General features: G+C 70.9%; 11 protein-coding genes. 10 read left to right on the forward strand and 1 reads right to left on the reverse strand.

The genetic code is table 11. The features are described from left to right. Positions 1-14 precede the first annotated feature (14 nt). The 10 genes from ACK8CO_RS14600 to ACK8CO_RS14645 all read left to right on the forward strand — a co-directional run bounded on the left by ACK8CO_RS14600 (position 15) and on the right by ACK8CO_RS14645 (position 12,893). Positions 15-1,022, forward strand: coding sequence for an AAA family ATPase (locus ACK8CO_RS14600; RefSeq protein ID WP_414897088.1), 1,008 nt, complete (start codon positions 15-17; stop codon positions 1,020-1,022). Then, on the forward strand, positions 1,019-1,894 hold the full coding sequence (locus tag ACK8CO_RS14605; protein ID WP_080617176.1) for a DUF58 domain-containing protein: 876 nt from the start codon (positions 1,019-1,021) through the stop codon (positions 1,892-1,894). Before ACK8CO_RS14600 ends, ACK8CO_RS14605 begins: the two co-directional genes overlap by 4 nt. Beyond that, positions 1,894-4,683: a DUF4159 domain-containing protein gene (locus ACK8CO_RS14610; protein WP_414897089.1), complete on the forward strand. Its 2,790-nt coding sequence runs from the start codon at positions 1,894-1,896 to the stop codon at positions 4,681-4,683. The genes ACK8CO_RS14605 and ACK8CO_RS14610 overlap by 1 nt, the downstream gene beginning before the upstream one ends. Further along, positions 4,680-6,731: a glutamine amidotransferase gene (locus ACK8CO_RS14615; RefSeq protein WP_414897090.1), complete on the forward strand. Its 2,052-nt coding sequence runs from the start codon at positions 4,680-4,682 to the stop codon at positions 6,729-6,731. Before ACK8CO_RS14610 ends, ACK8CO_RS14615 begins: the two co-directional genes overlap by 4 nt. An 81-nt stretch (positions 6,732-6,812) precedes the next feature. Beyond that, positions 6,813-8,246 (forward strand): FAD-linked oxidase C-terminal domain-containing protein, encoded by a 1,434-nt coding sequence (locus ACK8CO_RS14620; protein ID WP_414897091.1) that lies wholly within the window; start codon positions 6,813-6,815, stop codon positions 8,244-8,246. Positions 8,247-8,319: 73 nt separating this feature from the next. Further along, positions 8,320-9,411: an FAD-binding protein gene (locus tag ACK8CO_RS14625; RefSeq protein WP_414897092.1), complete on the forward strand. Its 1,092-nt coding sequence runs from the start codon at positions 8,320-8,322 to the stop codon at positions 9,409-9,411. A gap of 4 nt (positions 9,412-9,415) precedes the next feature. Next, complete coding sequence (glcF, locus tag ACK8CO_RS14630) at positions 9,416-10,702, forward strand: glycolate oxidase subunit GlcF (RefSeq protein WP_080617171.1); 1,287 nt, start codon at positions 9,416-9,418, stop codon at positions 10,700-10,702. A gap of 89 nt (positions 10,703-10,791) precedes the next feature. Next, the gene (locus ACK8CO_RS14635; protein ID WP_414897093.1) at positions 10,792-11,712 is read left to right on the forward strand and encodes a trypsin-like serine peptidase; all 921 of its coding nucleotides are present in this window, start codon (positions 10,792-10,794) and stop codon (positions 11,710-11,712) included. Positions 11,713-11,917: 205 nt separating this feature from the next. After that, positions 11,918-12,400, forward strand: coding sequence for an Hsp20 family protein (locus ACK8CO_RS14640; protein ID WP_414897094.1), 483 nt, complete (start codon positions 11,918-11,920; stop codon positions 12,398-12,400). A gap of 25 nt (positions 12,401-12,425) precedes the next feature. Beyond that, positions 12,426-12,893: a hypothetical protein gene (locus tag ACK8CO_RS14645; RefSeq protein ID WP_414897095.1), complete on the forward strand. Its 468-nt coding sequence runs from the start codon at positions 12,426-12,428 to the stop codon at positions 12,891-12,893. A gap of 130 nt (positions 12,894-13,023) precedes the next feature. On the opposite strand, the gene ACK8CO_RS14650 is transcribed toward ACK8CO_RS14645, so the two are convergent. Then, on the reverse strand, positions 13,024-14,958 hold the full coding sequence (locus ACK8CO_RS14650; RefSeq protein WP_414897096.1) for an elongation factor G: 1,935 nt from the start codon (positions 14,956-14,958) through the stop codon (positions 13,024-13,026). Positions 14,959-15,076 lie beyond the last annotated feature (118 nt).

Raw genomic sequence — 15,076 nt, forward strand, 5'->3', positions numbered from 1 at the left:
ACAGGAGAAAAGTCATGTCCGACGAGACCGAACTGGTGGCCGCGATCGAGACGCTGGGCGAGAAGCTCGCACAGGCCAAGGCCTCGATCACCCGGCGCTTCATCGGTCAGGAGCGGGTCGTCGATCTGACGCTTTCGGCACTGCTCTGCGGCGGGCATGCCCTGCTGATCGGGCTGCCGGGGCTTGGCAAGACCCGGCTGGTCGGCACGCTCTCGACGGTGATGGGGCTGAACGGCGCGCGGATCCAGTTCACGCCTGACCTGATGCCCGCCGACATTCTGGGCTCGGAGGTGCTGGAGACCGCGCCCGACGGCTCGCGCGCCTTCCGCTTCATCGAGGGGCCGATCTTCTGCCAGCTGCTTATGGCCGACGAGATCAACCGCGCCAGCCCGCGGACCCAGTCGGCGCTGTTGCAGGCGATGCAGGAGAAATCTGTGACCATCGCGGGCGAGGCGCATCCGCTGTCGCCGCCCTTCCATGTGCTCGCGACCCAGAACCCCATCGAGCAGGAAGGCACCTATCCGCTGCCCGAGGCCCAGCTCGACCGCTTTCTGGTGCGCATCGACGTGCCCTATCCCGACCGCAAGACCGAGCATGACATCCTTCTGGCCACCACCGGGGTCGCCGAGGACGAGGCCCATGCCGTCTTCACCGCCGACGAACTGATCGCCGCGCAGAAGATCGTGCGGCGGATGCCGGTCGGCGAGGGCGTGGTCGAGATGATCCTCGATCTGGTGCGCGCCTGCCGCCCGGCCGAGCCCGAGGCGCCGAAGATCGTGCGCGAGGCCGTGGCCTGGGGGCCGGGGCCGCGTGCCGCGCAGGCGCTGATGCTGACGGTCCGGGCGCAGGCCCTGCTGGAAGGCCGGCTCGCGCCCTCGGCCGAGGATGTGCTGAAGATGGCCGGGCCGGTGCTGATCCACCGCATGGCGCTGAGCTTTGCCGCTCGTGCCCGGGGCGAGGATCTGCCCCGGATCATCGAGGCCGTGGCGCGAGAGACCGTGCAGGTCGAGGCCGCGGCGTGATTGCCGCCGCCGCCCTCCGCGCCCGCGCCGAGGGGCTGGCCGGGGCATTGCCGCCACTTCTGGCCGAGGCCGAGCATCTGGCCCAGGCCGTGCTGCTCGGCGAGCATGGACGGCGGCGGGCGGGGTTCGGCGATGAATTCTGGCAATACCGCCCGACCCATTCCGGCGACGAGGCGCGGATGATCGACTGGCGCCGCTCGGCACGCTCGGATGCGCATTTCGTGCGCGAGAAGGAATGGCAGGCGGCGCAAAGCGTGCTGCTCTGGGTCGATGACGCGGCCTCGATGGGGTTTTCCGGCGCGAATGACCATCCGCCCAAGGTCGAGCGCGCCCGGGTGCTGGCGCTGGCGCTTGCGGTGCTTCTGACCCGCGGCGGCGAGCGGGTGGGGCTTCTTGGCTCCGACCTGCCGCCCCGGCGCGGTCCGCACCAGATCCTCCGGCTGACCGAGGCGCTGGGGCGGGCGCTGTCGACAAGCGATTACGGGTTGCCCGCGACCGGGGGCATGCCACCCCATTCGCGCGCGGTTTTCCTGTCGGATTTCCTCGGCGATCTCGCCCCGATCGAGACCGCGCTGACCGAGGCCGCCGACCGGGGCGTCAAGGGCGCGCTGTTGCAGGTACTCGACCCGGCCGAGGAGGCCTTCCCCTTCGACGGGCGCACCATCTTCGAGAGCATGGGCGGCGGCCTGCGCCATGAGACGCTGAAGGCGGGCGATCTGCGCGACCGCTATCTGGCGCGGCTGGCCGAGCGCAAGGCGCGGCTGGCCGATCTGGCGCGGGTGACGGGCTGGCATTATTCGGCGCATCACACCGGCGAGGGTGCGCAGGGCGCGCTGCTGTGGATCTACCGCGCGCTGGAGCGCAGGCGCTGATGGCGGGTCTCAGTGCCTTCGGCTTCACCGCGCCGCTCCTGCTCTGGGGACTGGTCCTGCTGCCGGCACTGTGGTTTCTGCTGCGCGCGGTGCCGCCCGCGCCGATCCGGCGGCGCTTTCCGGGCGTCGCCCTGCTGCTGGGGCTTGCCGATGACGAGGTCCAGACCGACCGCACGCCCTGGTGGCTTCTGCTCCTGCGCATGCTGGCGGCGGCGGCGCTGATCCTCGGCTTTGCCGGGCCGGTCCTGAACCCGCAGGAGCGCACGCCCGGGCAGGGCCCGCTGCTGGTCCTGCTGGATGGAAGCTGGGCCGATGCCCGCGACTGGCCACGCCGGATCGACAGGCTGGAGGCGGTTCTGGACGAGGCCGGGCGCGACGGGCGTCCGGTGGCGGTGGTGCTGGCGACCGATCTGCCGGGCAAGGGAGGCGGGGGGATGCCGTTCCAGGCCGCCGAGCTCTGGTCCGCGCGGCTGGCCGGGGTGCAACCGGCCGCCTGGCTGCCCGATCCTGAGGCGGTTGCGGCCTGGGCCGAAGGGCTCGAGGGGCGGTTCGACACGGTCTGGCTGTCGGGCGGGCTCGACTGGCCGGGGCGCACGGCGCTGCTCTCGGCGCTCGAAGACCATGGCCGGGTCTCGGTGCTGGAAAGCCCGCGCGCGCTGATGGCGCTGCGCCCGGCCGTTTTCAGCGACGGGGCCATCGCGCTGACCGCGCTGCGGTCCCGGCCCGGCCCCGGCACCGAGGCGGTGCTGACCGCGACCGGCCGCGATCCGGCCGGGGTCGAGCGGGTGCTGGCGCGCCTGCCGGTCGGTTTCGCCCCGGGCGAGACCGAGGCCAGGGCCGAGCTTGTGCTGCCGCCCGAATTGCGCAACCGGATCTCGCGCTTCGCCATCGAGGGGGTGCGCTCGGCCGGGGCGGTCAGCCTGAGCGATGACAGCCTGAGGCGCCGCGAGGTGGCGCTGATCGCGGGGCACGAGAACCGCGAGGGGCTGCAACTCCTGTCGCCGCTCCATTACCTGCAACAGGCGCTTGCCCCAACCGCCGATCTGATCGAGGGCACGCTGGGCGATGTAGTGCTGGCGCATCCCGATGTGATCGTGCTGGCGGATGTCGCGACGCTGTCGCCGGCCGAATCCGAGGCCCTGCAGGGATGGGTCGAGGCGGGTGGCATGCTGCTGCGCTTTGCCGGGCCGCGGCTTGCGGCCTCGGATGTCAGCCGCGCCGAGGAAGACCCCTTGATGCCGGTCCGGCTGCGCGCCGGCGGGCGCACCGTCGGCGGGGCGATGAGCTGGGGCGAGCCGAAGACGCTGCGCCCCTTCGGCGAGGCCTCGCCCTTCTTCGGGCTGCCTGTGCCGGACGATGTGCGGGTCAATGCGCAGGTGATGGCGCAACCCGACCCTTCGCTGGCCGGGCGTTCCATCGCGGCGCTGAGCGATGGCACGCCGCTTGTGACGCGCAAGAAGCTGGGGCAGGGCGAGGTGGTGCTGTTCCATGTCACCGCCAATGCCGAATGGTCGACCCTGCCGCTGTCGGGGCTGTTCGTGCAGATGCTGGAACGGCTTGCTGTCTCGACCCGGCCGGCCCGGCCCGATGCGGTCGAACTGGCGGGCACGACCTGGGTCCCGGAAACCGTGCTCGACGCCTTCGGTGCGCTGGGCGAGGCCGGAGCCCTGCCCGGCGTGGCGGGCGAGGCGCTGGCCGAGGCCCGGCCCGGACCCGGTCTGCCGCCCGGGCTTTACGCTGGCGAGGACCGGCGGCTTGCGGTGAACGTGATCGGCGCCGGGACCGTCCTGAGCCCCGCTGCCTGGCCCGCCCGGATTGCGGTCGAGGGCTTTGCGGTGGCGCGCGAGACGGTTCTGAAGGGCTGGGTTCTGGCGCTGGCCCTGGCGCTGCTGGCCGTCGACATCCTGGCCTCGCTCTGGCTGTCGGGGCGGCTGCGCGGTGCACGGGTGGCATCCCGGGCGGGCGGGGCGATGGTGCTGGCGCTGGCGCTGATGCTGCCGGGCGGGCTGCGCGCCGAGGAGGCGGTGCCGGATGACGCGCTGGCGCTGAAGGCCACGACCGAGGTGGTGCTGGCCCATGTCCGGACCGGCGACGCACAGGTCGACCGGGTCGCCGATGCCGGGCTCAGGGGGCTTTCGAGAAAGCTTGCAGAGCGGACCTCGATCGAGCCTGCCGCGCCCATTGCCGTCGATCTGGAAACCGATGAGCTGTCTTTCTTTCCCTTCCTCTACTGGCCGGTGACGGCAAATCAGCCGGTGCCTTCGCCCGACGCCTATGCCCGGCTCAACCGCTATCTGAGGACCGGCGGCATGATCCTGTTCGACACCCGCGATGCCGATGTGGCGGCCTATGGCGGCGGCTCGTCCGAGGGGCGGCGGCTGCAGCAACTGGCGCGCCCGCTCGACATTCCGCCGCTGGAGCCGATCCCCCCTGACCATGTGCTGACCCGCACCTTCTACCTGTTGCAGGACTTTCCCGGACGAAATGCCGGCCGTGAGGTCTGGGTCGAGGCCGCCCCCGCCGATGCCGAGCGGGTCGAGGGCATGCCGTTCCGCGATCTCAATGACGGGGTGACGCCGGTGGTGATCGGCGGCAATGACTGGGCCTCGGCCTGGGCCGTCGACGCGCAGGGCGTGGCGATGTTCCCGGTCGGGCGCGGCTATGCCGGAGACCGTCAGCGCGAGATCGCCTTCCGCTTCGGGATCAACCTCATCATGCATGTGCTGACCGGCAACTACAAATCCGACCAGGTCCATGTGCCCGCGCTGCTCGACAGGCTCGGCCAGTGACGGGCGAAGTGATCTTCGACCCGCTTCTGCCGCTGCCGCTGATCTGGGCGCTGGCGGTTCTGGCCGCGGGGATCGTGGCCTTCGCGCTCTGGCGCGGTCTGGCGGGCTGGTGGCTGAGGGGGCTTGCCGCGCTGGCGATCCTGGCGGCGCTGGCCAATCCCTCGCTGCAGACCGAGCTGCGCACGCCCTTGTCCGATATCGTGGTGCTGGTGGTCGATGAAAGCGCCTCGCAGCGGTTGTCGGACCGGCCCGAGCAGACCGCCCGCGCGGTCGAGCGGGTCCGGGCCGAGGTCGCGGCGCTGGACAATACCGAGCTGCGCATCGTCCGGCTTGGCGATGGCGCGGGCGACGAGGGCACGCTGCTGATGACGGCGCTGTCCGAGGCGCTAGCAGAGGTGCCGCGGGCGCGGCTGGCGGGCGCGATCCTGCTGACCGACGGCCAGCTCCACGATCTCGACCGCGCGCCTGCGCTGCCCGCGCCGCTCCATGCGCTGCTGACCGGGCGGGAAGAGGACTGGGACCGGCGGCTTCTGGTCGAGAACGCGCCCGCCTTCGCGATCCTCGGCGAAGAGGTCACCCTGACCCTGAAGATCGAGGATCAGGGCGCGGTGCCCAAGGCGATGGGCGACACGACCTTTGTCACGGTCTCGGTCGATGGCGGCACACCGCAAAGCTACCAGGTGCCGGTCGGGCAGGCGCTCGACGTGCCGGTGGTTCTCGATCATGCCGGGCAGAACGTCATCCAGTTCTCGGTCGCGGCCGAGGAGGGCGAGCTGACCGACCGCAACAATGCCGCCATCGTCCAGATCAACGGCGTGCGCGACCGGCTGCGGGTGCTGCTGGTCTCGGGCGAGCCGCATCCGGGCGAGCGCACCTGGCGCAACCTGCTGAAATCGGACAGTTCCGTCGATCTGGTGCATTTCACCATCCTGCGTCCGCCCGACAAGCATGACGGGGTGCCGGTCTCGGAACTGTCGCTGATCGCCTTTCCGACCCGCGAGCTGTTTCTCGACAAGATCGACGAGTTCGACCTGATCATCTTCGATCGCTACAAGCGGCGCGGCATCCTGCCCTCGATCTATTTCGACAATGTGCGCGATTACGTCGAGAAGGGCGGGGCGCTGCTGATCGCGGCCGGGCCCGATTTCGCCGGGGCCGAGTCGATCTACCGCTCGCCGCTGGCCGATATCCTGCCCGCCGAGCCGAGCGCGCGGGTGATCGAGCAGGGCTACCGCCCCGAGATCACCGGGCTTGGCCGGCGCCACCCGGTGACCGAGGGGCTGAAGGCCGAGGCGGGTGGCGCCTGGGGGCGCTGGTTCCGTCTGATCGACCTGCTGCCGAAGCGGGGCGAGGTCGTGATGAGCGGCATCGACGAGCGCCCGCTGCTGGTGCTCGACCGCGTCGGCGAGGGGCGCGTCGCGCTTCTGGCCTCCGACCATGCCTGGCTCTGGAGCCGGGGCTTCGAGGGCGGCGGGCCGCAGCTCGAGCTGCTTCGGCGGCTGGCGCATTGGATGATGAAGGAGCCCGAGCTGGAAGAGGAGGCGCTGAGTGCCACTGCCGAGGGCCAGGTGATGACGATCACCCGCCGCTCGCTGTCGGAAGAGCCCCGAAGCGTCGAGATCGCGCGGCCCGATGGCGGCACCGACCGGCTCGATCTGGTCGAGACCGCGCCGGGCCGGTTCGCGGCAACCTATGAAGGGCCCGAGATGGGGCTTTACCGGCTGACGGACGGCACGCTGGGGACGGTGATCGCGCTGGGCCCCGCGGCCCCGCGCGAATTCGAGCAGACCATCGCCGATGGCGCCCGGCTCGAGGCGCCGGTCTCGGCCACGCGCGGCGGGATCGTGGCGCTGTCGGAGGGGATGCCGGATCTGCGCCGGGTGCGCGAGGGGCGGACCGCCCATGGCCGGGGCTGGCTCGGGATCACCCCGCGCGAGGCCTATCTGACCAGCGACGTGACGATCAGGCCGCTGGCCCCTGCCTGGGCCTTCCTGCTGCTGGCGGGGCTGTTGAGCCTTGGTGCCTGGCTCCGCGAGGGACGGCGCTGATCCAGGCCTCGGGCAGTCTCCTCTTGCCAATGGCGCGGTCCGGTCATATTTTTTGACCAATTCGAGGGAGGAGTGCCGGACATGCAGATGCCCGTCCCCGACGCCCGGGTGATGGCGAAGAAGGATCATGTGCTGCGTCGCCTGATGGCGGTGCTGCCCGAGGGGGCGGTCATTCACGATCCGACCGAGACCCGTGCCTATGAATGCGATGCGCTGACCGCCTATCGCTGCCCGCCTCTGGCCGCCGTGCTGCCGGCCTCGACCGCCGAGGTCTCGGCCGTGCTGCGGATCTGCCATGAGGAAGGCGTGCCGGTGGTGCCGCGCGGTTCGGGCACGTCGCTTGCGGGGGGCGCGCTGCCCACAGCCGATTGCGTGATCCTGGGCGTGGCGAAGCTCAATGAGGTGCTCGAGGTCGATTACCCCAACCGCATGATCCGGGTGCAGGCGGGGCGCACCAACCTGTCGGTCAGTGCCGCGGTCGAGGGCGATGGCTGGTTCTATGCGCCCGATCCGTCCTCGCAGCTGGCCTGTGCCATCGCGGGCAATATCGCGATGAACTCGGGCGGCGCGCATTGCCTGAAATACGGGGTGACGACCAACAACCTGCTGGGCGTGACCATGGTCCTGATGGACGGCACCGTGGTCGAGATCGGCGGCGCCCATCTCGATGCGGCGGGCTATGACTGGCTGGGCGTGATCTGCGGCTCGGAGGGCCAGTTGGGCGTCGTGACCGAGGCCAGCCTAAGGATCCTGCCCAGGCCAGAGGGCGCGCGGCCGGTGCTGATGGGCTTCGGCTCGTCCGAGGTGGCGGGGGCCTGCGTCGCCGACATCATCCGGGCGGGCGTGCTGCCGGTCGCCATCGAGTTCATGGACCGGCCCTGCATCGAGGCGACCGAGGCCTTCGCGCAGGCGGGCTATCCCGATTGCGAGGCGCTTCTGATCGTCGAGGTCGAGGGCAGCCCGGCCGAGATCGACGAGCAGCTGGCGCTGATCCTGCGGATCGCGCGGGCGCATGACCCGGTCGAGCTGCGCGAAAGCGGTTCGGCCGAGGAAAGCGCGCGGATCTGGCTGGGGCGCAAGTCGGCCTTCGGGGCGATGGGGCAGCTGGGCGATTACATGTGTCTCGACGGCACCATCCCGGTTTCGGCCCTGCCCGAAGTGCTGCGCCGGATCGGCGAGCTGTCGGCCGAGGTCGGGCTGAGGGTCGCCAATGTCTTTCATGCCGGCGACGGCAACATGCATCCGCTGATCCTGTTCGATGCCAATGCCCCGGGCGATCTGGAGCGCTGCGAGGCGCTGGGCGCCGAGATCCTGAAGCTTTGCGTCGAGGCGGGCGGCTGTCTGACCGGCGAGCATGGCGTCGGCGTCGAGAAGCGCGACCTGATGGGGGTGCAATATGCGCCCGCGGATCTCGAGGCGCAGATGCGGGTAAAGGACGTGTTCGATCCGGGCTGGCTTCTGAACCCGGCCAAGGTGTTTCCGCTGCAGGCCAGTGCCGGGCGGCGCGCGGGGTGAAGGGGGCTGTCCGCCCCCCCTCTTGTCCTGACGGACAATTCACCCCCCGAGGGTATTTGGACCAGGAAGAATGATGAGACCTGAGACAGAGGCCGAGCTGGCCGGAATGGTGGCGGCGGCAGAGGCGCCGTTTCGGATCGAAGGCGGCGGCACGCGCGGCCCTGGTGGCGCGGGGGCGGGGCTGAGCCTTTCGGCGCTGTCGGGCGTCGTGCTCTACGAGCCGGGCGCGCTGACCCTGGTGGTGAAGGCGGGCACGGCTCTGGCCGATGTCGAGGCGGTGCTGGCGGCCGAGGGGCAGCGGCTGGCCTTCGAGCCGATGGATCATCGCAGGCTTCTGGGCCGCGCGGGCGTGCCGACCATCGGCGGGGTGGCGGCGGCGAATGTTTCGGGGCCGCGCCGGGTTCAGGCCGGGGCCTGCCGGGATGCGATGCTGGGGGTGCGTTTCGTCGACGGGCGCGGCGAGGTGGTCCGGAATGGCGGGCGGGTGATGAAGAACGTCACCGGCTACGATCTGGTCAAGCTGATGGCGGGCAGTCGCGGCACGCTGGGGGTTCTGACCGAGATCGCCTTCAAGGTTCTGCCGGTGCCCGAGGCTGCGGCGACGCTGGTTCTAGAGGGGCTGTCCGAGGAGGCGGCTGTCGCGGCGATGGCGGCTGCGCTGGGGGCGCCTTTCGACGTGTCGGGCGCGGCGCATCTGCCAGAGACGGGCGAGACGCTGATCCGCATCGAGGGTTTCGCAGCCTCGGTCGGGTATCGCGCCGGGCGGCTTTCGGAACTGCTGGGCCGGTTCGGGGCGGCGCGGATCGAGCGCGATCCGGAGGCCGGGGCGGCGCTCTGGCGCCGGGTGCGCGATGTCGAGGATTTCGCGGACCGGCCGGGCGATGTCTGGCGGATCTCGGTCCGGCCCTCGGACGGGCCGCGGGCGGCCCGCGCCGCCGGGGCCGGGGCTGCGGTCTATGACTGGGGCGGCGGGCTGGTCTGGGTTCTGGTGGAGGCGGGGCGCGACATCCGCCCGGATCTGGCCGGGATTGCGGGCCATGCGACGCGGGTCCGGGGGGCGGGGCCGCTCACCACTGCCGAGCCTGCGCCGCTGGCCGCGATGGCGGCGCGACTGAAGGCGGCCTTCGACCCGAAGAACATTCTCAATCCGGGGGCGATGGGCTGAACCGATGCAGACGAATTTCACCGAGGCGCAGCTGCAGGACCCGGCGCTTGCCCGGGCCAACGAGATCCTCAGGGCCTGCGTTCATTGCGGCTTCTGTACCGCGACCTGCCCGACCTATCAGATCCTCGGCGACGAGCTCGACAGTCCGCGCGGACGGATCTACCTGATCAAGGACATGCTCGAGAGCGGCCGGCCCGCCGATGAGAAGACCGTGCGTCATGTCGACCGCTGCCTGTCCTGCCTTGCCTGCATGACGACCTGCCCCTCGGGCGTGCATTACATGCATCTGGTCGATCAGGCCCGCGCCCATATCGAGGCGACCTACCGGCGGCCCTGGCGCGACCGGGCTTTGCGCTGGCTGGTGGCGAAGACGCTGCCCTTTCCGGGGCGGTTCCGGGTCGCGCTGCGGTTGGCGCGGCTGGGGCGGCCGTTCGCGCGGCTGATGCCCGATCCGCGGCTTCGGGCCATGCTGGAGATGGCGCCGCCCGATCTGCGTCCGCCGGGCGAGAGCGACCGGCCGCAGGTGTTTCCGGCCCGGGGCGCGCGACGGATGCGGGTCGCGCTTCTGACCGGTTGCGCGCAGAAGGCGCTCGATCCCGATATCAACGATGCGACGATCCGGGTGCTGACCCGGCACGGGGTCGAGGTGGTGGTGGCGCGCGGCATGGGCTGCTGCGGGGCGCTGACCCATCATATGGGCCGCGCCGGGGAGGCTCATGCCCAGGCGGCACAGGCGATCCGGGCCTGGTCGGCCGAGATCGCGGGCGAGGGGCTTGACGCCATCGTCGTCAATACCAGCGGCTGCGGCACCACGGTGAAGGATTACGGCCACATGTTCCGCAACGATCCGCTGGCCGGGCAGGCGGCGGCGGTGGCCGAACGCGCGGTGGACATTTCCGAACTGCTCGAGCGGCTGGATCTGCCGCCCGGCCGGGGCGGGCTGCGCGTGGCCTATCATGCGGCCTGCTCGCTGCAGCACGGGCAGAAGGTGAAGGACGCGCCGAAGACGGTGCTGCGCCGGGCGGGCTTCGAGGTGGTCGAGCCGGTCGATGCGCATCTGTGCTGCGGGTCGGCCGGCACCTACAATCTGCTTCAGCCCGGGATCGCGGGGCAGCTGAAGGCGCGCAAGGTCCGGACATTGGAAGCGAAGGCGCCGGATGTGATCGCGGCGGGCAATATCGGCTGCATCGCGCAGATCGGCTCGGGCACGGGTGTGCCGGTCCTGCATACGGTCGAGCTGGTCGACTGGGCGACCGGCGGGCCGCGGCCGCGGGCGCTGGGGGCGGGCTGAGCGTCATTCCCTGTCGGTGACGGCCCGGATGCCGTATCCCGCCCGGCGCATGCCGCAATATCGCCGTGCGCGGGTGCCAGGGCGGTGGCATGCATCCATGCCGCCTTTTCTTTCCGCGTCCTGATGCGCTTTTCCGCCGGGGCCTGCGCCTCTGTGGGGTGGTGCTGGCCGGGATGATCGCGGGGCTGGCGGCCTCGGCACCCGCTTGGGCCGCCGCGCCCGAGGCCGCGTTTGGGGGAACGGCCGGGACGGGCGCCGACCGGCCGCTGCAACCGCTTGTCACCGGCCAGCAGTCGCGGGGCTGGGAGGCGGTCGGGCGGCTCGAACTGGGCGGGGGCGGCTTCTGCACGGCCGCGCTGGTCGCGCCCGATCAGGTGCTGACCGCCGCGCATTGCCTCTTTGACGGGACAACCGGCCGTCGGCTGCCGCTGGCGGGGCTGGAATTCCGCGCGGGCTGGCGCAACGGCCGGGCCGAAGCCTTGCACCGCATCCGGCGCGGCGCGGTGCATCCCGGTTACATCCATGGCAAGGCGGCCTCGGTCGGCCGGGTGCGGCACGATCTGGCATTGCTGGAGCTGGACCGGGCGATCCGGCTGCCGGGGCTCGTGCCCTTCGGCATCGCACCCGGGCCGCGGCAGGGCGAGGCAGTGGCGGTGGTGTCCCATGCGCGCGAGCGCCCGGACATGGCCTCGCTGCAGGAGGGCTGCCATGTGTTGGCCGGGATCGATGGCGTGGTGATGCTGTCCTGCGCGGTCGGTTTCGGAGCCTCCGGCGCGCCGGTCTTCCGGATCGGGGACGGCCTGCCGCGCATCCTGTCGGTGGTCTCGGCCAGGGCCGCGTTCGGAACAGATGAGGTGGCGCTGGCTGCGGTCCCTCATGACGGGCTGAAGGGGCTGCGCGCAGGGCTGGCGGCGGATCGCCCCGTCGCGGCGCGCCGGGGGCGCCATGGCATGTCCCGGTTCGGCACGGGATTGGTGCCCGGCGCTGACGTCAGGCCTCTGCGGCCCTGATCCCGGCGCGATAGCGCAAGGGCAGGGGCAGGGGGCTTTCCGGCAGGGTGTTCCGGACGGCCACAGGCGCCGCCGTGAAGGTCTTGACACCGGCCCCGCCCGTTCCCAGCTAGAGATTGCGGACGCCTTCTGGGTCCGCGAAACCGGCCAGTCCCCTGTCGGGAGGGCCAGCAGACAGACGACATCGCTCAATGGAGGATGCACCATGCGTCACTATGATTTTGCCCCGCTTTACCGCGCCACCGTCGGCTTCGACCGGGTCGCGGACCTGATGGACCGGGTGATGGCCAGCGACATGGCCCAGCCGACCTACCCGCCCTACAATATCGAGAAGACCTCGGATCAGGGCTACCGGATCTCGGTCGCCGTGGCCGGCTTTGCCGCCGATGAACTGGCGGTCGAGGTCAAGGACGGCGCGCTGGTGATCGCCGCGCGCAAGGCGCCCGAGGAGACCGAGCGGACCTTCCTGCATCGCGGCATCGCGACCCGCGCCTTCGAGCGCCGCTTTGCGCTGGCCGATCATGTCCGCGTGACCGGCGCGACCCATGCCGACGGCATGCTGCATGTCGATCTGATGCGCGAGGTGCCCGAGGCGCTGAAACCCCGCCGGATCGAGATCTCGAGCGATGCGGCGCGCAGCATCGAGGCCCGCGAGACTGCCGCGCAGCCCGAGGGCGCGGCGGTCTGAGCCACCGCATACGGAACCGACGGTCATGGGCGCGCGGGACATCCCGCGCGCCCTTTCGTGCCAACCCCGCGCGCAGAGGCCGGGCCTTCCGGCAGGACGATGGCCCGCAAGCCCGATTGGCGCTGGTCATCTTTCATTCGAAGCATCTTCCGGTTTCCCGGCCCGTGCCGGCCGTGGCACGATGCCTGAGCGACGAAAATACGGGCATCACGCGGAGGATTTGCGAAGGGACCCCCTGCCTCGTTTCAAGAAGGCCCTGCACGCGACCTGGGTCTGGTATCTGGCGCAGTCGGCTTTCGTCAGGGCAATTCTTCTCGTTCCGATCGTCTGCGGCCTTCTGATGACATTCCTGATCGGAAATATGGGCCTTGCCCTGATGGGAACGGCAGTTGCCATAAATGCCTTTCTGGCGGGCTGGATCGGCGGCGCGATTGCCGTTGTGGTGAGCAAGGCGCTTCAGATCATCGCTAGGGATGGTCGTCACTCCCGTTGATCACCGGCTGATCATCGGCCGGGACGCGGGGGGCAGGGTGTCCCCTGCGCCCCTCCTCGTTGCTGGCCTCCCGAGGGGCGGGCCGCGCCGGTGTCTGCGGCAGCCCGTCCCGTCAGGCAAGGCGCGCCGGTCAGGCCAGCTCGGCGGCGCGGGCCTCGCGGATGCGGTCGGCATCCTTGCCGTGAAGCTCCTCGTAATGGTCGAAATGGCTCTCGAACCAGGCGGTGCCCTGGCTGAGACCGCCCAGCGCCTGGAACAGCTCTTCCCGGGCCGCGGCCGGAAGCAGCGCCCGGAACAGGTCCCAGCCGCGGGCGCGGCCATGGGCCTCGAAGCCCAGGACCTGGCCCTTGAGGCTGCTGACCAGCGCCACCAGCGCGCCGGAATGGAGGGCGGGCACATGGATCTCGACCCGCTCGATCGGCTGCAGCACGACCGTGCCGGCCTGCTCCAGCGCCTCGCGGATCCCGGCCTTGGCCGCGGTGCGGAAGGCATGGTCCGAGCTGTCGACCGCATGGGCCTTGCCGTCGAGCAGCGTCACCGCGACATCGACCACCGGAAAGCCGAGCGGCCCGCGCTCCATCGCCTCGCGCGCCCCGGCCTCGACCGCGGGAATGTAGTTGCGGGGCACGGTGCCGCCCTTGATGGTTTCGTCGAAGGCAAAGCCCGCGCCGCGCCCCTGCGGCCGGACCGCGAGCACCACATCGGCGAACTGCCCGGCACCGCCCGATTGCTTGCGGTGGCGGTAATGGGTCTCGACCGGCTTCGTCACGGTCTCGCGGTAGATCCCCGAAACCGGCTGCTCGACCGCCTCGATGCCGAAATCCTCGGCCAGCCTGGCCAGCACCCGGCGCAGATGGATCGGGCCCTGCAGATGCACAACCGCATGACCGGTCTCGCCATCCTGCGCGGTCTCCATCCCCGGATCGGTCGCCGCCATCCGGCCCAGGGCGGCCGAGAGGCGCGCATCGTCGCGTTCGTTCGCGGGCAGGAGCAGGCGCGGATAGCTCGGCGGCCGGCCCCGGGTCCAGCGCGGCAGCGGCAGGCTGGTTTCGGCGCCATAGGCCATGCCCGGGTCGAGATGGTCGGACTTGACCGCCACCGCCAGCGTGCCGGGGTCGAGCGGTTCGGCCACCGCCTTGCCGTCGATCCCGGTCAGGGTGCCGAGCGCGGCCCCGGCCAGCGGCTCGCCATGGCGGATGCCCCGGCCCAGCGCCCGGATCAGGGTCGATTTGCCGACATGCTTGCGGGTGTCGGAGGCGACGCCCAGGGCCAGCGGCGCCTCGATCCCGAGCCGGAGCCCGATCGCCTCGCGCCCCGGTGCCTCGTGGCGCAGCGCCTTCATCAGCCGGCTCAGCCCGTTGCCATGGCTTGCGGCGCCCAGATAGGCGGCCATGATCGCATTGTCGCGATGGGCCCCGGCGAGGATGGAGTATACCTCCTCCGAGGCGGGTGCGCGGTCCTCGATGAGCTGTTCCATCAGCCCGTCATCGAAATCGGCCAGATGCTCGAGCAACTCGCCCCGGGCCTCCTGCTCGCGGTCCTGGATCGCGGAGGGGATCTCGATCAGCTTCGAGCTTTGCCCCTCGCGATACTGGAAGGCGCGTTCCGAGACCAGATCGACCGAGCCCGTCACATGCCCCTCGGCATCCCGCATCGGCACCTGGCGCAGGACGATATGGTGGTTGGCATAGGCCTGCAGCGCGCCGACGATGTCGCGGATCCGGGCCTCGTCCTGGTCCATCTTGTTGATGAAGATGAAGCAGGGCACCTGGGACTTTTCGATCAGCCGCAGATAGGGCGCGGCCAGCACCGCCATGTCGGGGTCGGGGCCCACGCAGAGAATGGCGGCATCCGAGGCGGCCAGCGCCTCGCCGGCCTGGCCCAGATGGTCGGGCCCGCCCGCGATGTCGAACCCGGCCCAGGCCTCGCCCAGATAGGAGAACTGGCTGACGGTCAGGGCGTCGGTGAAGGCGGCCGTGACCGGTCGGCCCTCGAGCTCGCCCAGGGCCCCGAGCAAGGTCGTCTTGCCAGATTGCGTGGGGCCCAGGATGGTGAAGCAGCGCATGCGATGAAATCCTCCTGTCGGTGGCGTCGAACGGGTCGATCCGCCGCCCCGAGGAGGTCCTGCGCCCGGGTCCGGCATCGGCGGGGGCCGGTCCCGGAGGTCGGGTGCGGCCGCCTGT

The organism is Rhodovulum sp. HP10 (assembly GCF_047553435.1).
GTDB lineage: Bacteria > Pseudomonadota > Alphaproteobacteria > Rhodobacterales > Rhodobacteraceae > Rhodovulum.

Coding starts and splice junctions, on each gene's coding strand:
- ACK8CO_RS14600 (WP_414897088.1), top strand. CDS start 15: ATGTCCGACGAGACCGAACTGGTGGCCGCGATCGAGACGCTGGGCGAG.
- ACK8CO_RS14610 (WP_414897089.1), top strand. CDS start 1,894: ATGGCGGGTCTCAGTGCCTTCGGCTTCACCGCGCCGCTCCTGCTCTGG.
- ACK8CO_RS14620 (WP_414897091.1), top strand. CDS start 6,813: ATGCAGATGCCCGTCCCCGACGCCCGGGTGATGGCGAAGAAGGATCAT.
- ACK8CO_RS14625 (WP_414897092.1), top strand. CDS start 8,320: ATGAGACCTGAGACAGAGGCCGAGCTGGCCGGAATGGTGGCGGCGGCA.
- glcF (WP_080617171.1), top strand. CDS start 9,416: ATGCAGACGAATTTCACCGAGGCGCAGCTGCAGGACCCGGCGCTTGCC.
- ACK8CO_RS14635 (WP_414897093.1), top strand. CDS start 10,792: ATGCATCCATGCCGCCTTTTCTTTCCGCGTCCTGATGCGCTTTTCCGC.
- ACK8CO_RS14640 (WP_414897094.1), top strand. CDS start 11,918: ATGCGTCACTATGATTTTGCCCCGCTTTACCGCGCCACCGTCGGCTTC.
- ACK8CO_RS14645 (WP_414897095.1), top strand. CDS start 12,426: ATGGGCGCGCGGGACATCCCGCGCGCCCTTTCGTGCCAACCCCGCGCG.
- ACK8CO_RS14650 (WP_414897096.1), bottom strand. CDS start 14,958: ATGCGCTGCTTCACCATCCTGGGCCCCACGCAATCTGGCAAGACGACC.